Source organism: 'Camptotheca acuminata' phytoplasma (genome assembly GCF_041276565.1).
Taxonomy (GTDB): Bacteria; Bacillota_I; Bacilli_A; order Acholeplasmatales; family Acholeplasmataceae; genus Phytoplasma.
The window spans coordinates 1-20,662 of record NZ_JBGGGR010000003.1 but is presented as its reverse complement, the minus strand read 5'-3'; the positions used below and the strand labels follow the sequence as shown (position 1 = coordinate 20,662).

At 22.5% G+C, this 20,662-nt stretch carries 20 protein-coding genes; 5 read left to right on the top strand and 15 right to left on the bottom strand.

Features of this window, described 5'->3' with window-relative positions:
* The first annotated feature begins 265 nt into the window (after positions 1–265).
* The 5 genes from AB6A63_RS00600 (at position 266) to AB6A63_RS00580 (ending at position 2,536) form a co-directional block, all read left to right on the top strand.
* The gene (locus AB6A63_RS00600) at positions 266–1,000 is read left to right on the top strand and encodes a hypothetical protein (protein ID WP_370430772.1); all 735 of its coding nucleotides are present in this window, start codon (positions 266–268) and stop codon (positions 998–1,000) included.
* Positions 1,001–1,572: 572 nt separating this feature from the next.
* On the top strand, positions 1,573–1,695 hold the full coding sequence (locus tag AB6A63_RS00595) for a hypothetical protein (protein WP_370430771.1): 123 nt from the start codon (positions 1,573–1,575) through the stop codon (positions 1,693–1,695).
* A 145-nt stretch (positions 1,696–1,840) separates the two neighbouring features.
* Positions 1,841–2,011, top strand: coding sequence for a hypothetical protein (locus AB6A63_RS00590; protein WP_370430770.1), 171 nt, complete (start codon positions 1,841–1,843; stop codon positions 2,009–2,011).
* A gap of 263 nt (positions 2,012–2,274) precedes the next feature.
* Positions 2,275–2,409 (top strand): hypothetical protein, encoded by a 135-nt coding sequence (locus AB6A63_RS00585; RefSeq protein ID WP_370430769.1) that lies wholly within the window; start codon positions 2,275–2,277, stop codon positions 2,407–2,409.
* Positions 2,372–2,536, top strand: a complete 165-nt coding sequence (locus AB6A63_RS00580; RefSeq protein WP_370430768.1) for a hypothetical protein — start codon at positions 2,372–2,374, stop codon at positions 2,534–2,536. Before AB6A63_RS00585 ends, AB6A63_RS00580 begins: the two co-directional genes overlap by 38 nt.
* 229 nt (positions 2,537–2,765) lie before the next feature.
* Here the strand turns inward: AB6A63_RS00580 and AB6A63_RS00575 are convergent, their stop codons facing one another.
* From AB6A63_RS00575 to pheS, 15 genes are all read right to left on the bottom strand, one after another.
* Entirely contained in the window at positions 2,766–3,323 is a 558-nt protein-coding gene (locus tag AB6A63_RS00575; protein ID WP_370430767.1) for an L-threonylcarbamoyladenylate synthase, read from the bottom strand.
* Entirely contained in the window at positions 3,320–4,396 is a 1,077-nt protein-coding gene (prfA, locus tag AB6A63_RS00570) for a peptide chain release factor 1 (RefSeq protein ID WP_370430766.1), read from the bottom strand. The genes AB6A63_RS00575 and prfA overlap by 4 nt, the downstream gene beginning before the upstream one ends.
* 49 nt (positions 4,397–4,445) lie before the next feature.
* Positions 4,446–5,852, bottom strand: coding sequence for a replicative DNA helicase (gene dnaB, locus AB6A63_RS00565; protein WP_370430765.1), 1,407 nt, complete (start codon positions 5,850–5,852; stop codon positions 4,446–4,448).
* A gap of 6 nt (positions 5,853–5,858) precedes the next feature.
* Complete coding sequence (gene rplI, locus AB6A63_RS00560; RefSeq protein ID WP_370430764.1) at positions 5,859–8,396, bottom strand: 50S ribosomal protein L9; 2,538 nt, start codon at positions 8,394–8,396, stop codon at positions 5,859–5,861.
* Between the two features lie 139 nt (positions 8,397–8,535).
* Positions 8,536–8,769, bottom strand: coding sequence for a 30S ribosomal protein S18 (rpsR, locus tag AB6A63_RS00555; protein ID WP_370430763.1), 234 nt, complete (start codon positions 8,767–8,769; stop codon positions 8,536–8,538).
* A 44-nt stretch (positions 8,770–8,813) separates the two neighbouring features.
* On the bottom strand, positions 8,814–9,257 hold the full coding sequence (locus AB6A63_RS00550) for a single-stranded DNA-binding protein (RefSeq protein WP_370430762.1): 444 nt from the start codon (positions 9,255–9,257) through the stop codon (positions 8,814–8,816).
* A 3-nt stretch (positions 9,258–9,260) separates the two neighbouring features.
* Positions 9,261–9,554 (bottom strand): 30S ribosomal protein S6, encoded by a 294-nt coding sequence (rpsF, locus tag AB6A63_RS00545; RefSeq protein ID WP_370430761.1) that lies wholly within the window; start codon positions 9,552–9,554, stop codon positions 9,261–9,263.
* A 184-nt stretch (positions 9,555–9,738) separates the two neighbouring features.
* Positions 9,739–10,938, bottom strand: coding sequence for an extracellular solute-binding protein (locus AB6A63_RS00540; RefSeq protein WP_370430760.1), 1,200 nt, complete (start codon positions 10,936–10,938; stop codon positions 9,739–9,741).
* Positions 10,935–11,732 (bottom strand): ABC transporter permease, encoded by a 798-nt coding sequence (locus AB6A63_RS00535; protein WP_370430759.1) that lies wholly within the window; start codon positions 11,730–11,732, stop codon positions 10,935–10,937. The genes AB6A63_RS00540 and AB6A63_RS00535 overlap by 4 nt, the downstream gene beginning before the upstream one ends.
* Positions 11,716–12,564 (bottom strand): ABC transporter permease, encoded by an 849-nt coding sequence (locus AB6A63_RS00530; RefSeq protein ID WP_370430758.1) that lies wholly within the window; start codon positions 12,562–12,564, stop codon positions 11,716–11,718. The genes AB6A63_RS00535 and AB6A63_RS00530 overlap by 17 nt, the downstream gene beginning before the upstream one ends.
* Before the next feature lie 3 nt (positions 12,565–12,567).
* On the bottom strand, positions 12,568–13,881 hold the full coding sequence (locus AB6A63_RS00525) for an ABC transporter ATP-binding protein (RefSeq protein ID WP_370430757.1): 1,314 nt from the start codon (positions 13,879–13,881) through the stop codon (positions 12,568–12,570).
* A gap of 49 nt (positions 13,882–13,930) precedes the next feature.
* A complete protein-coding gene (gene lepA, locus AB6A63_RS00520) occupies positions 13,931–15,754 on the bottom strand; it encodes a translation elongation factor 4 (protein ID WP_370430756.1) in 1,824 nt (607 codons plus the stop codon).
* A 91-nt stretch (positions 15,755–15,845) separates the two neighbouring features.
* Positions 15,846–16,760: a ribosome small subunit-dependent GTPase A gene (gene rsgA / locus AB6A63_RS00515; RefSeq protein WP_370430755.1), complete on the bottom strand. Its 915-nt coding sequence runs from the start codon at positions 16,758–16,760 to the stop codon at positions 15,846–15,848.
* Between the two features lie 21 nt (positions 16,761–16,781).
* The gene (pheT, locus tag AB6A63_RS00510) at positions 16,782–19,175 is read right to left on the bottom strand and encodes a phenylalanine--tRNA ligase subunit beta (protein WP_370430754.1); all 2,394 of its coding nucleotides are present in this window, start codon (positions 19,173–19,175) and stop codon (positions 16,782–16,784) included.
* 56 nt (positions 19,176–19,231) lie between these two features.
* Positions 19,232–20,263 (bottom strand): phenylalanine--tRNA ligase subunit alpha, encoded by a 1,032-nt coding sequence (gene pheS / locus AB6A63_RS00505; RefSeq protein ID WP_370430753.1) that lies wholly within the window; start codon positions 20,261–20,263, stop codon positions 19,232–19,234.
* Positions 20,264–20,662: the final 399 nt, after the last annotated feature.

Genomic DNA, 20,662 nt, shown 5'->3' with positions numbered 1-20,662 from the left:
ATTAAGTAATATGATTAAGTAATATGATTAAGTAATATGATTAAGTAATATGATTAAGTAATATGATTAAGTAATATGATTTTGATATTTAATAATTTAGTTATTTTTGATTTTTTATTTCAAATTATATAATAAGGAGAAAAAGAATGTTTTTATTAAATAAAATTAAAACAATAATAGACTCCGAAACAAAAAAAACCGATGCTTATGTTATCCAAGATAAAAAAATAGCTACTAATCATGGCGTCATTGTTAAAGCAACTTGGTGGTTGAGTTTTTTTATATTGGTTTTTTTGCTACTTATTTTATTTCAAGAGCATTAATTGGTGCAAATCCTGATAGGATACACACAGATAAACCAGCAGATTCGCCAATAATAAAAGCAGCTGTTTATTCCATTATCGTAATGGTAATTACTTTTTTATTATCTTTATTTGCTTTTAATATAAATAAAATGACAGCTCCTTTATGTTTAATAAGTGCTAGTAGTTTTTTTGGTTTTATTTTTTCTTTTTTGGATTCTCAACGGAATATGCCAATTTTATTTGTTTCGATGATTGTTACTTTATTTTTTTTATTATTAAATTTCGCGGTCACTTTATTTAATTTTTTTAAACGTTTTTCAAAAAAAGAAGAACGAGCTATTATTAATAGATTCTCTTTTGTTATTTTTAACTTTTTTGTTGTATCAACGATTTACTTTTCTTTATTTTTTATAATCGGTTTTATTGCTACAAGAGTTCCGGATTCAACATTAAAAATGAGTCAATTATTTGACCCTTATTTACTTTTAGGATTAATTATTTTGAGTTCAATACTTTCCTTGAGTTCTGTTTATGTTGCTTCATCTTTAGTAATTATGGATTATATTATTGGTAAAAAAGTTTCTGATAAATACGAATCTGTTATGGCTTTCGCTTTATGTTTATTAGCTTTACAGCCTATTGTTAAGATAATTTTCGAAGTTTGTAAAGGTATGTTTAAAAGAAAAACTGTGTAGAGATTAAAATTAATTATCAAAATTATTTTTTAGTTTTTATAAAAAGACTATCGTATGAGATAGTCTTTTTATATTTTTAGACCTATAAAAATGTCCGAAAATAAAAGTTATAATTTTATTTAATCGTTGAAAATAGATATTTTTTTTATCAAAATACAAAAAAATGATAATTTTAAATATTGAAAATAATTATCATTCGAAAAAATAATATCTTTTTTCAATAATATTTTTTAATAATTTTATATTCTAACTTAAATGACAAAATTTTTTTGTGTCTAAAAAGATTTTTTTATAAGAATTAACTAAAATTTTATTTGTTTTAATAAATGTGGTGTATTATTAAAAATAATAACTTTTTTTATAAAATGATTATAAAAATTTCTTTGTAGTTTTTTTATATTATAGCAATAATTAGTAAATTTTGAATTTTTTAAAAAAGTGTTTTTAAAACTAAATATTTATTATTGGTAATATAATTTGATATTTTAGAACTTTAATTACTTTTATTTTTTATTTTGATTTAACAAATAAGGAGAATTTAATGTTATTTTTGGATAGAGTTAAACAAATAGTTGATTCTCAAAAAAACAAATACCAAAACTACTTATGTTATTAAAGATAAAAAAATAGCTAATTATCGTAATATCGGTATCAAAACAACTTTGTGGTTGGTTTTTTTATATTTAGTTGTGTGACTACTTACTTTATTTCAAGAATGTTATTATGTGATGTTCCAGATAAATATGGATTTTTTACTAAAGAAATAAATACTCCAGAACAAGTAAACACTTAAAAACCTATGAAAACAACCGTTAACAAAAATAATAAAAAAGTTCAACAATGGAAAATTGGGATTCGCCGATAATCAAAGCAGCTGTTTATTGTATCGTTGTAATATTAATTACAACTTTATTATCTTTATTTGTTTTTGATGTCGTTGAAATATCCGTTCCTTTATGTTTAATAAGTTTTGGATGTTTGTTAGGTTGTGTTTTTGCTTTTTTTGGATAAAAATAAAAAAAGCACCAGTATTTTTTTATATTATGTGTATTTTTTTTATTATCTTTATTGATTAATTTTTTAGTTACTTTATTTAATTTTTATATACGTTTCAAAAGACCAACTGAATAAACTGTTCAAAATAAGAAAACTTTTATTAATAAAATGAATTTTATCGGAATCAATTTTTTAGTTATTACAATTATTTATATTTTTTATTTTTTTTAATATATTTTATTTTTCTAATTATGGGTGGTCCAAAAATAGACCCGAATATGTTACTTAATCCTTATCAATATCAGTTTTTAGGAATAATGATTGTTAGTTTATTATTTTCATGGAACTCTATTTATATTTCTTCATCTTTAGTTATTGTTGATTATATTGTTGGTAAAAAAAGTTTCTTCTAAATATGATTCTGTTTTATCTTTTGCTTTGTGTTTATTAGCTTTATGGCTCGTTTTAAATACAATTATCGAAATCATAATTTCCTTTAGAATTTTTGGCGATGAAGAAAGTGAAGAAAACAATGATTAAAATTATTTTTATTTTTTTATTAAAAAACGTTCACTAAAATATAAACAGATCGAATTATTTATTTAAATATAATATATGAAAAAATATTATTTTTAAAAAAACAAATTGTTACCATTTAACAGTTTGTTTTTTTGTTTAAAGACGATTTAATTTTTTAAGATAGTTTTTAAAATCACATATTCAATCAAAAAAAAAAAAAAAAAAAAAAAAATATTAAATTTATATTATTTTAAGAATTAATAATTTTTTGAATCTTTTCGAAAGAAATTTCTCCTTCTCTGATTAGTTTCCAATTTTCAGTTGTTGTATCAACGACTGTAGAACTTATATTTGAGAAAAAATCATTATTTTTATAAATAAAATCTACTTTATCACCAAAATGTTTTTTTATTTCTGTGTAGTCATATAAAGGTTCTTCACCACTAATATTAACAGAAGTAACCCTTAAAGGGCCTTCTTTTTTTAAAATTTTTAAAGCTAAAAGATGATTTGGAATACGAATACCTATTTTTTTTTCTTTTGTTTTGTTGTAATAATCAGGATGAGTAGGAATGATTAAAGTTAACGGTCCCGGCCAGAACACATCAGTTATTTTTGTTATTTTTTCATTAAGAATAACTATTTGTTTTAATTGTCCTAAGGAAGCACATAGAACGCTTATTGGTTTGTTAATGTCTCTTTTTTTGATGTTATAAATTTTATTTAAACCGTCATAATCATGGATAGAACAACCTAAACCATAAACTGTATCAGTAGGAAAAATAATAATTTTAGATTTAAATTTCATTTAATTTCTTCTTTTAATCTTTGTTTTTGAGATTCTTGTATTAATGGTTCAACAATTAAATTAATTTTACCTTCCATAAAAAAATCTAATTTTTGAAGACTCAAATTAATCCTATGATCTGTAATTCTATTTTGAGCATAGTTATAAGTTCTTATTTTTTCGCTTCTGTTTCCGCTTCCAATAAAATTTTTTTTAACTTCATTTTGTTTTTTTTGTTTTTCTGATTCGATTGTATTAAATATTTTGTTTTTTAACAATTGAAAAGCTTTTTCTTTATTTTGATGTTGGCTTTTAGCTATTTGACAAGCTACACTGTCACCAGTAGGTAAATATGTTAGTCTAACAGCTGATTTAGTAGTATTAACTGATTGTCCTCCTGGACCGCTAGAATTAAAAGTATCTACTCTGATATCATTCCAATTTAATTCTATATTTTGTTCTTCTTCAATATCAGGAGTTACTAAAACTTTGACTGTGGAAGTATGAATTCTGCCTTTATTTTCAGTTTCAGGAACTCTTTGAACTCTATGAATACCAGATTCATATTTTAAAAATGAATATACATTAGAACCATAAATAATCATTTCTACCGAAGAAATTCCGTTTTTATAACCAGGAACTAAATTAATAATATCTATTTTCCATTTTTGATTTTCAACATATTTGTTGTAAGCACGAAATAAATCAGCAACAAAAAGGTTTGATTCATTCCCTCCAGCAGCCCCTTTTATTTCCATTATAACGTTTTTATCATCGTCTTCATTTTCTGAAAATAAAATTTTCTTTAATTTTTCTGTTTGTTCTTCAATTTTTAATTTTAAATCTTGTTCAGTTTCTTTAGCTAAAAGAAAAAAATCGTTTTCTTTTGTTTTAATATTTGTGTTTTCAATTATTTTTTTTATATTTTGGTATTCTTTTTCTAAAGTTAAATATTCATCATACAAAAAAACAATTTTTTCTAATTTATTTATTTTTTTTAAGAATTTAATATCATTTAATTTTTGTTTATTTTTTGTCATTTCTTCTTGTAAACTTAAATATTTTTCTTTTATTGTTTTTAATTTTGAAAACATTGAATATCAACTCCTTTTTGAATAAAATCATGTAATAAATAAATTTTTGTTATTCAGAATATAATTTTTTTTGAGTTCCGATCTGTAATAATTCTTGATTTTTTTCGGAATCTCTAATTTCTTCAAAAGAAAGGCAACTTAAATTAAAATTAAATTTTTTGATTCCAGTCGCTCCTTGTCTATTTTTAGAAATAATTAATTCAGTATAATTACTAGAATTTTGATTTTCAATTTTATCTTTGTTATAGTAATCTGGACGATACAAAAACATAACTAAATCGGCGTCTTGTTCGATACTTCCAGAGTCTCTTAAATCAGATAAAATAGGTCTTTTATCTTCTCTTTTTTCTACTTCACGAGATAATTGAGATAAAGCTAAAACAGGAATTTTTAATTCACGAGCCATTTGTTTTAAACTTTTAGAAATATCAGCGATTTCTTCTTGACGGTTATAAACATTTTTAGAAATTTTTTTATCATTTTTGTTAATCAATTGTAAGTAATCGATAATCACAATATCTAATTGATTTTTATTTTTCATTTTACGACATTGAGAACGAATATCTAAAATATTAACACCTGAAGCATCATTAAAAAAAATATTTAAATTTCTTAAATCTACAGAATTATTTTTTAAAATTTCTACTTCTTTTTCGTTTAAAATCCCTAATTGAATTTTTTTATGATCTATATTCGAAGCAGAACTTAAAATTCTTGTTCCTAATTGTTCATTGGACATTTCTAAACTAAAAATAACAACAGAAGCTTTTTTATTTGAACGAGAGATATTAATAGCTAAATTACTCATAAAACTACTTTTTCCCATAGAAGGGCGAGCAGCTAAAATAATAAGTTCTTCTGGTTTAAATCCTAAAGTAATATCATCCAAAGAATGATATCCAGTTTTTAAACCAATGACCTGATTTTCTCTTTTGTTAAAAATAGTTTTATGTTCGACTTCTTTTAATAAAGATTCGATATGTATTAAATTACTTGTTTTTTTCTTTTTTGATATTTCGAATAAATTTTGTTCGGCTTTTTCTAAATATTCTTCAAAACTCATATCTTGTTTATTGACGCCGTCGTTATAAAGATCTGAAACAATGTTGATAATTTCTCTTTTAAGTGCGGCATCTTTTACCAAATCAATATATTCTTCTAAATTATATAAAGAAGGTATACTATTAGTTAATTGGAATAAATATTTTATACCATTTTCGATTTTTCTTTGTTTTTGTTTTAAAACAGCATCAACTAAGTAATAATCAATGTCTTGATTTTTGTTATATAAATCAATCATCGCACCATAAATATATTGATGTTCGATATTAAAAAAATCTTCCACTTCTAATTTATCTTTAACTATGGATATTTGTTTTGAATCCAATAAAATAATTCCTAAAATAGATTGTTCTGCTTCTAAATTAAAAGGTAATTTAATATTATTTTCATTCATTTTTTTTTATTCCATCGTATTATTATTTTTTTCTACATTTTTAATATTTAAAAAAAATGAAGCAGTGATGTCTTTTGTTAACATAACATTAACTTTATATTTTCCTAAAGAATTTATTTCACTTTCTAAAAATAATTTTTTTTTATTAATGACAATTTTATGTTTATTAAAAAATTCTTCTTGAATTTGTTTTAAAGTAATTTTTCCATAAATTTTACCTTTCGGTCCTACAGTAGCTATGATATCGATTTGTTTATTGTCAATATCTTTTTTCAATTTTTGCATTAATAAATTATGTTTGATAATGTTTTCTTCTTCTAATTTTATTTGTTTTTTGATTTGTTGAATATTTTGTTCTGTCGCTAACATAGCCTTATTTTCTTTAATTAAAAAATTACCATATCCTGAGTTTATTTTAATAATATCGTTTTTGTTTCCTTTATTTTTAACATCTTCTAATAAAATAATTTTCATATTTTTTAAACTTTCTTTATATTCTAAAATTAATATATTTTTTAATTCTTCAATAACTGTGTCTAAATTATCGCCTTCGATTTGAGTAGCTGCGCTATTGATATGGCCTCCTCCACCCATTTGTTCCATAATAATTTGAACATTGATGTCGCCATAAGAACGAGCACTAATCCCTATTTTATTTTCTTCTAATTTAGAAACAGCAAAAGAGGCTTGAATATTTTGAATATTTAAAACATTTTCAGATAATTTAGCTAAAAAAGTACGATCGTTAAAATTATGATCATTTTTGATAATAGCGAATTTTTCCATATAAACTTCCATTTCAGAAATTAATTTATTCATTTCTAAAATTTGACTGAGTTCTTCTTTTAACCAAAATTTGACTTTTGAACTTTCAGCTCCTAAAGAAATTAATTTAGCTGCTACTTCAAGAGTTCTGGCACTTGTACGATTAGTAAAATAATTAGTATCTATAAGAATTCCGCCATAAAGAAAACTAGCTTCTAAAGGAGTAAATTTAATTTCATATTTAAAGAAACTAATGATTTCCATTAAAATTTCTACGGTCGAAGAAGCCAAAGGGTCTACATAAGAAAAAATATTATCAATAACTTTGTCTGTCGCTCTATGATGATCTATAATAACAATATTAGAAGTGTAATTTAATAATTCAGGACTACTTATGATGTTTTGATTTTGAGTATCAACAATAACTAAAAGAGAATCTTTATCTATCATTTTTAAAGCTTTTTTTGTTGTAATGATTTGTTTAGATAAATCTTTTTCTTCTTTAATTAAATCTTGGTAAATAAATTTAAAATTATTATCATTTTTTTCTTCATCGATGATTAAATAATGAGAATAATCATTATTAATAGCAGCAGCGATTTTATAAAAAGCGATTATTGATCCTAAAGCGTCCAAATCAGATTGAATATGACCCATAATAAAAGCGTTTTTATGTTTTTTTAAAATTTCTTCTAATATTTCAGAATTTACTCTAGCAGATATTTTTGAATTTGTTTCTAAAAAAGAAGTGGTAGCTCCAAAATATTTCATATTTTGACCTTCTATATTAACAACTACTTGGTCACCGCCTCTTTTTTGAGCCAATTCTAAGGCGTTTTGAGAATAATTAGATAATTTATTAAAAGGTAAATTATAACAAGCCACTCCGATAGAAAGGGTTATTTTGAAATTATATTTATTAGAAATATCTCGAATTGTTTTTAAAATAGAAAATTTATCATAAATAATATTTTCTAATTGATCACGATTCATTAAAATTAAAAATTTATCATCTGATATTTGATTTAAATAACCATCATAAATTTCAAAAAAATCTGATAAGGCACCTAAATATTCTACTTTTATTTGAGATTGTTCTGAAAAATCAAGATTTTTAAGAGAATTTTCTAAATTATCAAAAGAAAGATGAATTAACACTGGAGTTTTTTGACGATATAATGTTTTGATATTTTCTCTTTCAGAAACATTAAAAAAATAAAAAACGTTTAGTTTTTTTTTATATAAACAATCGAAATTTTTGTTGTCAATATTCAAGATAGTAGTTTTTTCTTCGTAATTTAATAATTCATACATTTCAGAATTAACTTGATCTAATGATGTATTTAGATCAGGATTACCTAAAATCATATTGGCATAATTATTAATCCATTGAATCTTGTGATTGGTGTTATCTATTAAAATAATACCAATAGGCAATTCATTAAATACTTCTTCTCCAACTTGTTCAACATAATAAGAAAGTTGAGCCCATAACGAAAGACGTTCTTTTAATTTTTTGATGGCGAAAAAATGACGTACATTATAAAAAATACCAATAAAAATCAAAAAAATGATTATTTTTCCGAAAAGACTTAAAAATAAAGTCAAAAAAATTTTTTTTATTTCATTGACTTGTTCTTTTAAATTACCTTGTTCGTTCAATAATTTGTTTATTTGTGGTATATCACGTTTTACAATATCTATTATAATAATAATAAAAAGAAAAAATAATATAATTTTTCCGTAATTAAAAATTTTTTCTCTAATTTTTTTATACATGATTTTATCAATAAAACTCATTTCTTATATTATTATCTTTTTATAAAAATAACTTATATTAATAAAAAAATGAACCAAAAAATAAAGAAAACAAGCAGTATACCGAAAAAAGATATATAGATTGTTTTAATGTATTTAATTAGTTGACAACAAAAGGAATTAAAGCCATATGACGTGCTCTTTTAATAGCTTTAGCTAAACGTCTTTGCCATTTAAAAGAAGTACTATTAACTCGACTTGGTAAAATTTTTCCTCTATTAGTTATGAATCTATTTAATAATTCAACATCTTTGAAATCAATTTTAGTAAATTTATTTTCTATAAAGTAACAAACTTTACGACGTTTTTTAAAATATTTTTTTATTTTTTTCATTTTAATTTATCCAATATATTTCCTTTCTTATATATGTTTAAAAGTTAAAAAGGCATGTCATCTTCGTCGAACATTGTTTCTTCGTGATCTTTATTTTGTTTATTTAAGTTATAATTTTTTTGCGAATTCGTATTTTCTGTATTATCGTTTGTATTAAATTTACTGTTATCTTTTTTAGATTCTAAAAATTGAATAATTTCACAATTTACTTCTGTTATAAATTGTTTTTGGTTGTCTTTTTCAAAAGTATTTACTCTAATGCTTCCTTCTACACCTAACAAAGCACCTTTTAAAATATACTTAGCTAAATTTTCCGCTTGTTTATTCCATACAGAACAACGAATAAAATCAGCTTCTCTTACTCCTGAAGCGTTTGTGAAATTTCTATTGACTGCTAAAGTAAATTTTACTAAAGGAACATCACCTCTAACAAAAATCAACTCAGGATCTTTAGTGATTCTTCCTACTAAAATAACCCTATTAATCATAACTTATTTTTCATCTTCTTCCGCTTTTAATACGATATAACGAATAACTTCTTCTGTAATTCTGATAACTCGATTAAATTCTTTAATCGTATCATTATTCACTTCTACCATTAAACTAACATAAAAACCTTGAGAGAATTTTTTTATTGCATAAGCTAATGTTTTTAATTCAGGTTTTTTAAACTCTATTATTTTACCTTCTTTTTCAAAAATACTATTAATATTATTTGTAATATTATCAATTTGTTTTTCGTCTAAATTAGGACTTAAAATATACATTATTTCGTATTTTTTCATTGTTTCAAAAATCCTTTATGGTCTTTTTTGTTCTTATTTTTTAAAATAAGAAAAAGGAATTAAAATAAAATTATATAATATTTAATAATTTTATTTTATAAATCAAAATTGTATTTATACTTATTTTATTATACTAAATTTTTATAAATTTAAATTATAAAATCAACGTTAATTTAAATAATAACTAATTATATTTTAAAAATAAATATATTAAAAAACAAAAGAATAATATTATCAAACTAGCAATAATTAAATATTTATCTTTTGAATCGGGATAAGTATAAACTTGATTCCAAGCTTCATTAATTTGTTCTTTGCATTGATTGTTTGGATTATAACTCAATATTTTATCATTTTTATTTACAGATAATGGCAAAATAGAATTTTTATAATCTAATTCATAAGGAGAATCGAAATCAATATATTCTGTATTTTTTTTCATATTATCTTTTTTTAATAAAAAATTAATAAATTTATAAGCGCCTTCTTTATTCCCTTCTTTAGGTAAACATAAGCCATCAAACCAAACATTAGTTCCGTTATCGTCAAATTGATAATAATCTAAATTGTTATTTTTTTTCATTAAATATCTAGCGTCCCCGGAATAAGCTAAAACAATATCATAACTTTCTTCATCTTTGATTTTCATTCGATCTAATAATTGATCAGTGATAAAAGATAAATTTTTATGTTTACTTTTAAATCGTATTAACCAATTTTTTGCTTTTTCTATATCTTCTTTAGAATTTTTACTATTTACACTAATATCACCGCTATTAAATATTAAACCTAAAAAAATTACTTCAAAAGGGTTATTATATAAAGCGACTTTATTATCGTAATTTTCAATTGTTTTTTTTACTTCGTCAAAAACTAATTCTTTTGAATCAGGATTAAGTTTTCGTTTGTTATATAAAAGACCTAATTTTCCCCAAAGATAAGGAATATTATAATCCCATACATCATTATCATTTGTTTTTTCTTTAATTTTCTTAAATTTGTCATTATAATTAAAATCTTTTTTATCTTCTGTGAAAAGATATGATTGTTTTATTTTTTCTTTATCAATTTTTTCTAAATGTTTTTCTTTTAATTGTTCGATAGCGTATTCGCTTAAAATAGCGACATCATATTTATTGCCGGATTTAATTTTATTAATAGCTATTTCATTAGAAGGTAAAAAAATTTGTTTTACGATAAATTCATTATTTGGTTTTTCGTTAAATTTTTGAATAATACTTGGTTCGATGTATTCAGCCCAATTTAATACTAAAATTTCTTTTTTATTTTTATTATTTTTATCTGTATAAAAAAATTTTTTTGAGATGATGAAAATAAAAATAAATAAACAAAACAATAATATTAAATAATTTTTTTTTTTCATTTTTGTTTATAATCTTTTCTCAATTTAAAAACATCAAATATTATTTTGAATAAAACAATTAAAATCAAAATAGAAGATAAAGCGTTTATTGATGGATTAATAGTCCCTTTTAAACTATAAATATAAGATGAAATATTTTGATAATCTGAACCATTAACGAAATAAGAAATTATAAAATCATCAAAAGATAAAGAAAAAGCAACAGCCATACTGACTAATATAGAACTTTTTAATTGAGGCAAAATCACTTTAATAAAAGCTTGAAAAGGAGTCGCTCCCAAATCATAAGCCGCTTCAACTAAATCTTTTTCTAACAAAAAACATCTATCGTAAATATAAATCAAAACATAAGGAACACTAAAAGAAACATGAGCTAATAACATTCTCCAAAAACTACTTTTTAAACCAATAAAACTAAATAAAACAAACAAAGATAAGGCAATGATAATTTCTGGAATAATAATAAAAATTTGATTCGAAACTAAAACTAATTTACGCCATTTTTTTTTATAATTAATTAAAGCTACCGCTCCTAAAGTACCTATAAAAGTAGAAATAATAGTAGATAAAAAAGCTATTTTCAAGGTAACCCAAATTGCTGATTTAATCGCTTCATCCTGGAAAATTTTATAATACCATTTAAGACCAAACTTATTAAAATGAATTAAAGAAGAAATTCTTCCTTCTGTCGCATTAAACGAAAAAATAATTAATGAAATAATTGGCAAATAAATTAAAAAAATAATAGTGAATAAATAAATCTTAGCTATTTTTTTACTATTTAGTTTGAACATTTTTATCATACGTTTTCAAAAATTTATTTTTTTTAGACAAATATAAAACAATAAATATAAAAAAAGTTAAATTAATAGCAATAGCAGAAGCATTTTTTATATCTCCACTTAAAAAAGTTTTATTTTCAATTAATTCACTAATAACTGTAGTAGTTGTTGGGCCTAAATATTTAGGTACAACTAGATTGGTAATTATTTGTATAAAAACAAGAACAATACCCGAAATTAAACCAGGAACGGACAAAGGGAAAATAATTTTTTTAAAAATTTGTTTATTGTTAGAACCTAAATCTTTTGCTGAATCGATTAAAATAGGATCGATTTTTGAAATACTTAAAAAAATAGATAAAAAAATATAAGGTAAAAAAACATAAATAAAACCAATAAACATTACTAAATTAGTTTCCAATAAAGTTATTTTAAATATTCTTTCAATTAAAGAAAAAATTTGAATTAAAGAATGAATTTTTAAAATCATATTAATCCACATTATGCCATTAATTAACAAAACTAAAATAGATTGAACAACAAAATTAAATTTATAAACTATATACGCTAAGGGATAAGCGATAATAACCAGTAAACATGTTGAGATAATACTTATTAATATAGAACGAAATAAAATATAAAGAAAAGAGAAATTTGAATAAAAATTACGATAATATTCTAAGGTAAAAACAACTTTAAAAATAGGTTCGGTATTTTGTTTTTGAATTGAGTCAATTAAAACGACAAAAACAGGTATTAAGATAAATAAAATAACAATAAAAAAATAAGGAATAATTAAATATTTATAAAAGTTTTTTTTATTATGTTGTACAGATGAATTCATGATCTACCATATTTCCATAACGTGTATATCTTCTGGATTGAAAAAAATTCCTACTTTAGAATTGTTTTGGATAAAATCAGTAGTATGAATAACATAATTACGATATTCAGTTTTTACATTTATTTCCCAATGAACACCTTTAAATAAGACATAACTCACGATACCCTCAAATAAACCCCTTTCAGGACTCACAATATCAATATCTTCTGGACGAATAACAATATCTACTTCTTCATTAGTTTTAAAACCAAAATCAACACACCTTAATTCTTTATTATCAAAAGAAACTAAATAATCTTCTTTCATAAAGCCAGAAATTAAATTTGAATCTCCAATGAATTTAGCTATAAATCTATTAGCTGGTTCATTATAAATATCTTGTGAAGTTCCTATTTGTTGAATTTCCCCTTTATTAAGAATCACTACTTTATCACTCATGCTTAAAGCTTCTTCTTGATTATGAGTAACAAAAATAAAAGTAATACCTGATTTTTTTTGTATTTCTTTTAATTCGTATTGCATTTCTTTTCTTAATTTCAAATCTAAAGCAGCCAAAGGTTCATCTAATAAAAGAACTTTGGGTTTATTAATTAAAGCTCTAGCGATCGCTACTCTTTGTTGTTGTCCGCCAGATAATTGATCGATATCTCTTTCTTCTAAATCTTGTAAACCTACTAATTTCAAATAATAAGAAACTTCTTTTTTAATAAATGATTCTTTTTGAGCCTCAGATAAAATTTTTTTGTTTAATTTTTGTAATTCTTGGTTATATTTTTGATTTATTTGTTTTTGTTGTTCTTTAAACTCTATTTTATTTTTTTTTAATAGCGAATGTTGTCTAAAAAATATTTTTCTAAAATAAGAAAAAAAAGATTTTTCTGTGGAAGCTAAATAATAATTTATTTTATCTTTTTTTATTTTATATTCTTTTTTAATATTTAATAATTCTATATTTTTTTGTATTTTTAGATTTTTTTTTTGTTTTTCTGTTTCTTCATTTAAATTACGAATTTTTAAGCCAAAAGCGATATTTTCATAAACATTTAAATGAGGAAATAAAGCGTATTTTTGAAAAACAGTATTGATTAATCTTTTATGTGGTGGAACGTTTGTAATAACTTCATTATTAAATAAAATATTTCCACTAAATAAATATTCAAAACCTCCAATAATTTTCAAAATGGTAGTTTTACCACATCCTGAAGGTCCTAATAAAGTTACGAATTCGTTTTCTTTAATTTCTAAATTGATATTATTTAAAATAATTTGATTATCAATAATTTTAGTAATATTTTTTAATTGAATTAAGTTTGTCATTTATTTTACCTTTCACAAAAAATAAACTAAATATTTCAATAAAAAAATTTTATTTATCGCCGCTAGATAAAATAGCTAAAAAAACTTTTTGTGGTAACATAACTTTACCTAATGATTTCATTTTCTTTTTACCTTTTTTTTGTTTCGCTAATAATTTTTTTTTACGAGTTACATCACCACCGTAAAGTTTTTCAAGAACATTTTTACGCATAGATTTGATAGTTTCTCTAGTGATAATTTTTTTTCCTAAAGCAGCTTGAATAACTATTTCAAACATTTGTTTAGGAATTAATTCTTTTAATTTTTGACAAATAACTTTTCCTCTATGATAAGCGAAACTTTCGTGGCTTATAAATGATAAAGCGTCTACTACTTCAGAATTTAATAATATATCTACTTTTTTTAATTTACTTTCATAATATTGATCTAATTGATAATCAAAAGAAGCATAACCTTTAGTAGCGGATTTTAATTTATCGAAAAAATTATAAATAATTTCTGATAAAGGTAATAAATACTGTAATATCACTTTATTATGAGACAAATATTGAATATCTTTTAATTGACCTCTTTTATTTTGAGCAATTTCCATAATCGTTCCAATATATATTTCGGGACAAGAAATGAAGGCTTTAATATAAGGTTCTTCGATTCTTTCGATTAATTGATTAGTAGGCCATTTAGATAAATTATCAATTATAATTTTTTTGTTATTAGGTTGATAAATATGAAATATTACAGAAGGAGCCGTAATAATAATTTCGATCCCGAATTCTCTAGTGATTCTTTCTTTAGTAATTTCCATATGTAAAAGTCCTAAAAAACCAACTCTAAAACCTACTCCTAAAACTTTAGAACTTTCTTTTTCATAAACTAAAGAAGAATCATTGAGTTTTAATTTTTGCAAAGATTCTTTTAAATGATTATATTGTTTTAAATCAGAGGGAAACATACCACAAAAAACAACGGGATTAACTTGACGATAGCCTGGCAAAGGCAAAACTTGTGAATTACCATGTAAAGTGATAGTATCACCTACACGAACATCATCCATGTTTTTAATAAAAGCGCTTATATAACCTACATCACCGACTGCTAAAAAATCTTTTTTAATTGGTTTAGGTGAAAAAACTCCTACTTCCATAACTTCATAAACAGCTTTACTGGAAATAAAACGAATTTTATCTCCTTTTTTGATATATCCATTAAAAACACGAATAGAAGGAATAACACCTTTATAAGCGTCAAAAACAGAATCAAAAATTAAGGCTTGTAATGGCTCTCTTGCGTCTCCTACAGGTGGTTCAATATGTTTCACAATTTTTTTTAAAATTTGATCAACTCCTAAACCAGTACGACCGCTAGAAATAACTACATTATCTAAACTTAAATTTAAAGTGCTTTGAATATCTTTTTTTGTTTTTTCGATATCTGCTAAAGGTAAATCTACTTTATTTAAAACAGGAATAATTGTTAAATTATTATCTAAAGCTAATTGAACATTGGTTAATGTTTGGGCCTGAATTCCTTGAGTAGTGTCTATCACCAAAAGAGCTCCTTCGCAAGCAGCCAGAGAACGAGAAACTTCATAATTAAAATCAATGTGTCCAGGAGTATCAATTAAATTTAAAATATATTCTTCTTGATCTTCATATTTATATTTGATAGACACTGTATTTAATTTGATTGTTATTCCTTTTTCTCTTTCGAGTTCCATAGAATCTAAAATTTGTTCTTTCATTTCTCTTTTTTCAATAGTATTAGTGATTTCTAAAATTCTATCAGCTAAAGTGGATTTTCCATGATCTACATGAGCGATAATAGAAAAATTACGAATTTTATTTTTTCTTTTATTTATTTCATTTAATTCCATATTTTAAAACCTTTTAATCCTAAAATAATTATTTTTCTCTTATATACATTTTATATTTATTATGATAAAAATATCCCGATATAAAAATAAATTATTTTTTACTTTTATTTTTTTTAATCTCTTGTATAAAAGATAAATAATTATTGTAACGAATAGGAGAAATTAGACCTTCTTTAAAAGCTTCTTTTATTCTACAATTATTTTCGTTAATATGCAAACAACTATGATTAAAAAAACATTCTTTAGACAAATCAACAAAATCGATATATAAATCTTTTAATTCTTCTTCTTTTAAATCTTTTAAATCTAATTTAGAAAAACCTGGAGTATCAGCGATATATCCATTGTTAAAAAAGAATAACTTTGAGTTTTTAGTAGTATGTTTTCCTCTATTTAAATATTCAGAAATTTCTTGAGTTTTTAAATTGAGAGAAGTTAAAGCGTTAATTAAAGTAGATTTGCCTACTCCTGTTTGGCCTGCTAAAATGGTAATTTCGTTTACAAGTAAAGAATATAAAACTTCTATTCCATTTTTTTTTTTACTATCAACATAATAAATAGTTAAAAATTTTTGATAATAAGAAATTTTTTTTTGAAACGAAGTTAATTCTTCTTGTGAAATTAAATCTATTTTAGTAAAAATTAAAATAATTTTTAATTTAAATTTTTGCAAAATGATTAAAAATTTATCTAATAATTTAAATTGAAATTTAGGTTTAATGAGAGAAAAAACTAAAAAAACTTGTGTAATATTACTTATATTAGGTCTTTTTATTTGATTAGTACGAGGTAAAATACTATCAATTAAAAATTTATCGTTTTTAGGTTCAAAGTAAACTACATCCCCAATTATAATTTTATGATAATTAGCATTATCTTTTTTTTCGTTTTTAGAATTAGAATATTTTATTTTTCCTTTAACTTGTGCAATAACTTTTTCTTTTGTTTCTAAATCTACTAATACATATTCTTTTATTAAAAATTCGATTACAATACCTTTACGCAAATAAATTAGTCTCCATTATATTTATCTTATTTGAACCTTATAAATTTTTTTAATTCTATTTTCTGTTTTTTCCATAATTTCATTGATCGATTTATTAGATAAGCTATGATTTTTACTATTAAAAATAAAACGAAAAGTTAAAGAACGTTCTTTTTGATTATAATCTTGAGATTTATGCACATCTAAAAGTTCACATTTTATTAAAAAATCAGGCATATCTTGCATGAGAGTTTTTTGGATATCTTCCAAAAGATATTCTTCAGAAATTAAAAAACTTAAATCTCTAACAATAGAAGGGAATTTGGTAATAGATTCAAAAAAAATTTGTTTAGATTTTTCTAAAGGTAAAGCGTCTAAATTAATTTCCGAAATATAACTAGTTTTTAAACGGTATGATTTCATTAAAGAAGGATGTATTTCACCTATAAAACCAACTTTTTGGTTTTTATAAAAAATATCAGCTTGTTTTCCTGGATGAAGATTAGAATAAGAAGAAGTTTTTTTGAAATCAAATTCAATTCCTAAAATCAAACTTAATTTAACTAAAACTCCTTTTAAGATAAAAAAAGAACTCTTTATATTAATTTTAAGTGGATTAAAAAAATTTAAATAATTCCCACTTATTCCTAAAGATAAATGCGTTTTTTCTTGATCTGATTCATATACTTTTCCAATTTCAAAAAGAAAGTTATCATAATTATTATGCTTTTGATTGTAATTTAAAGTGGAGATCATGCTTCCGCTTAAATGTTTTCTTAAAATGACTAGTTCTTGAGAAATAGGATTAATTACTTCTATATTATTAGGAGAATGAGGGAATAAATTTAAAATTTCTTGATTAACTAAGCTATAACTAATGATTTCATAAAAACCTATATTAGCCAATAAATCTTTTATTTTATATATTTTTTCTTGTTTTGATTTTCTTAAAAAAATATTATTTTCTGGAAAATCAGATGTTTGGATTTTATTATAACCATATATTCGAATAATATCAGAAAAAACATCTTCAGGAATCACGACATCATAACGTTGCGAAGGAGCAAATACATGAAATATATTATTATCTATTGTTTTTATTTCATAATTAAATCTAGTTAATAAATTTTTGACTTCTTCATAAGAAAAAGATATTCCTATTCTATCAGATAATTCTGCTAACGAAAATGAAATTGTTGGATTTGTTTTAGTTTGAGTTTGAGTTTGATCTGAATTTACATTAGATATAATTATGTTTTCGTCCATCTCTTTTAATAGAGAAACAAATTTATTTAAAGCGAATTTTACTAAATTAGAATCGATACCTTTGGTTAAACGTAAACTTTTTTCGTCTTTTTCAATATTTAATTTTTTAGTAGTTTTTAGAATATTGGAAGGTTCCAATAAAGAAGAAGATATAATAATTTCTTTTGTATTAAATTTTAAATTATTTTGTTTTGAATTGAGGACACCAGCGATAGATATAATTTTGTCTCCGTTAGCGACAACTATATTTTGAGAATTTAAATGGTATTTTTTATTTCGAGAAGATTCAATAATTTCATTTTCAACAGCGTTTCTAATTTGAATTGTTTTGTTTTGGAAATTAGTTATATCAAATATTTCTAAAGGAACACCATATTCGATTAAAATTAAATGAGATAAATCAACAATGTTATTAATTGGTGTTATATTATGAAGAAAAAGTAAACTTCTTAACCATAAAGGAGATGTTCTAACAGTAATATTATTGATATAACGAATATTATATTCCAAACAATCTTCAGAAAAGATTTGAACCTTAAATGGGTTCTTTATTTCTTCTTGAACGATATTGGAAAAAAGATGTTCTGGTAATTGTTTATTATTAGTAGCAGCGTTTAATTCTTTCACAAAACCAATATAAGATAATAAATCACCTCTGTCAGGAGTAATACTTAATTTCCACAAATTACTTTCTAAATATAAATATTCTAAAGCGTTTTTTCCTAAAGGAGCGTCGTCATCTAAAATAAGAATACCTTTTTGTTCGTCTTCTTTTAAAAAAACAGGATTTAAACCTAATTCAGAAGCTGAACAAATCATTCCTTGAGATTCTACTTCGAACATCTTTTTAGATTCAATATAAATATTCATTTGTTTAATATAAGCTCCTACTAGAGCTACTACTACTTTGTGGTTTTCTTTTAAATTAGAAGCACCACAAATAATTTTTAATAAATTATTTCCAACATCAACAGTTACTAAAGAAAGTTTTTTAGTTTCAGCTATTTTTTCAAATTCAATTATTTTCCCTATAACTAAATGAGAATTTTTTTCGAATATTTCAGATTTATCAATTTCCGTAATGTGGTTATTTATTAATGATTGTAATTGATTCCAATCATAATTATTAGTTGGAAAGTATTTTCTTAAAATCTTTTCAGTAATTATCATTATTTATTTCTTTTATCCTTAAAATTTATAGAAATAATGTATACCATTAAAATAATTTAAATAAATTGATTTAAAAAACGGATATCGTTGTTGTAAAAATGTCGGATATTATCAATTTTATATTTTAACATCGCTATTCTTTCGATTCCTATACCAAAAGCAAAACCTTTAAATTTGGTATTATCAAAACCTCCATTTGAAAGTACTTGAGGATGAACTAAACCTGCTCCGAGAACTTCTAAATATATTTTTTTTTGATTTTTATCAATTATGACTAAATCTACTTCAAAACTAGGTCTTGTAAAAGGAAAATAAGAAGGTCTAAATCTTAATTTTTGTTCTTGTCCGAAAATATGTCTAAGAAAAGAGGTAATGGTTTCTTTTAAATTTATAAAAGTCGCTGTAGGACTAATAAATAAACCTTCTAATTGTGTAAATTGATGACTATGAGTATCGTCATCTTTATCTCGCCTATAAACCTTACCTGAAGAAATAATTTTTAAAGTTTGATTTCTATTTTGTTGCATACTTCTAATTTGGATTCCTGAAGTATGAGTTCTTAAAAGTAATTCAGGATTAAGGTTTAAATAAAAAGAATCTTGCATATCTCTAGCGGTATGATATTTTGACATATTTAATAATTCGAAATTATATAAATCTGTTTCTATTTCGTTTCCTTCGTAAATAGAATAACCTAATCCTAAAAAAAAATTTTCTATTTGTCTAATTATTTGATTTAAAGGGTGTAAACTTCCTTGTGGAAATCCTAAAGAAGGAATACTAATATCTATTTTTTCTTCTTTTAATTTTTGATCTAAAATTTTATTTTCTAATAAAGTTTTTTTATCTTTTAATAAATTGACAAATTTTTGTTTTAGAAAAAAAATTTTTTTTTTTAATTCTTTTTGTTCTTCTTGGTTTAAATTATTAATTTGTTGTAAAAAACCAAAAATTAAACTTTTTTTGCCTACATATTTCGATTCTAGTTTCAACAATTCTGTAATATCATTTATTTCAGAAAATTCTTTTAAAAAATTTTCTTCTAATTTAATTAATTCTTTATTCAATTCAATTTCATTTAAATACATTTAACAAATATTATATGTATATTAAAACCTTTCTTTGTTAATTTATTATTAAATTATCTCTTTATTAATAAATTATATTTCATATAATGATATATCTTATATTTTAGATTTTATAAATAACGATTTTAATAATATAGTATATTATATATAATTTTATTTCAAAATATTTTAATAATTTTGGTAATATAACAAATTTTCAAAATATTTTGAAACATTTTAAAATCATTGAAAGAAAAATTGAAATTAATTTTATTTTAACAAAAAAAACTTTCAAAAACAAAAGTATTTTCTTTATCTTTGATAAATTAGATATCAAAATAACTTTTGATTTTTTGGAAGTTGTTTTTTATTATTTTGATGCAAGCTCCTACTTGCTTTTTTTTTTTTTTTTTTTTTTTT

What these genes read in the sequence shown, in the direction of transcription:
- AB6A63_RS00530 (WP_370430758.1), bottom strand. Translation starts at nt 12,564, where the DNA reads ATGAATTCATCTGTACAACATAATAAAAAAAACTTTTATAAATATTTA.
- dnaB (WP_370430765.1), bottom strand. Translation starts at nt 5,852, where the DNA reads ATGAATGAAAATAATATTAAATTACCTTTTAATTTAGAAGCAGAACAA.
- AB6A63_RS00525 (WP_370430757.1), bottom strand. Translation starts at nt 13,881, where the DNA reads ATGACAAACTTAATTCAATTAAAAAATATTACTAAAATTATTGATAAT.
- AB6A63_RS00585 (WP_370430769.1), top strand. Translation starts at nt 2,275, where the DNA reads ATGTTACTTAATCCTTATCAATATCAGTTTTTAGGAATAATGATTGTT.
- AB6A63_RS00550 (WP_370430762.1), bottom strand. Translation starts at nt 9,257, where the DNA reads ATGATTAATAGGGTTATTTTAGTAGGAAGAATCACTAAAGATCCTGAG.
- AB6A63_RS00540 (WP_370430760.1), bottom strand. Translation starts at nt 10,938, where the DNA reads ATGAAAAAAAAAAATTATTTAATATTATTGTTTTGTTTATTTATTTTT.
- AB6A63_RS00575 (WP_370430767.1), bottom strand. Translation starts at nt 3,323, where the DNA reads ATGAAATTTAAATCTAAAATTATTATTTTTCCTACTGATACAGTTTAT.
- prfA (WP_370430766.1), bottom strand. Translation starts at nt 4,396, where the DNA reads ATGTTTTCAAAATTAAAAACAATAAAAGAAAAATATTTAAGTTTACAA.
- pheT (WP_370430754.1), bottom strand. Translation starts at nt 19,175, where the DNA reads ATGATAATTACTGAAAAGATTTTAAGAAAATACTTTCCAACTAATAAT.
- AB6A63_RS00590 (WP_370430770.1), top strand. Translation starts at nt 1,841, where the DNA reads ATGGAAAATTGGGATTCGCCGATAATCAAAGCAGCTGTTTATTGTATC.
- rpsF (WP_370430761.1), bottom strand. Translation starts at nt 9,554, where the DNA reads ATGAAAAAATACGAAATAATGTATATTTTAAGTCCTAATTTAGACGAA.
- rplI (WP_370430764.1), bottom strand. Translation starts at nt 8,396, where the DNA reads ATGTATAAAAAAATTAGAGAAAAAATTTTTAATTACGGAAAAATTATA.
- lepA (WP_370430756.1), bottom strand. Translation starts at nt 15,754, where the DNA reads ATGGAATTAAATGAAATAAATAAAAGAAAAAATAAAATTCGTAATTTT.
- rpsR (WP_370430763.1), bottom strand. Translation starts at nt 8,769, where the DNA reads ATGAAAAAAATAAAAAAATATTTTAAAAAACGTCGTAAAGTTTGTTAC.
- pheS (WP_370430753.1), bottom strand. Translation starts at nt 20,263, where the DNA reads ATGTATTTAAATGAAATTGAATTGAATAAAGAATTAATTAAATTAGAA.
- AB6A63_RS00535 (WP_370430759.1), bottom strand. Translation starts at nt 11,732, where the DNA reads ATGTTCAAACTAAATAGTAAAAAAATAGCTAAGATTTATTTATTCACT.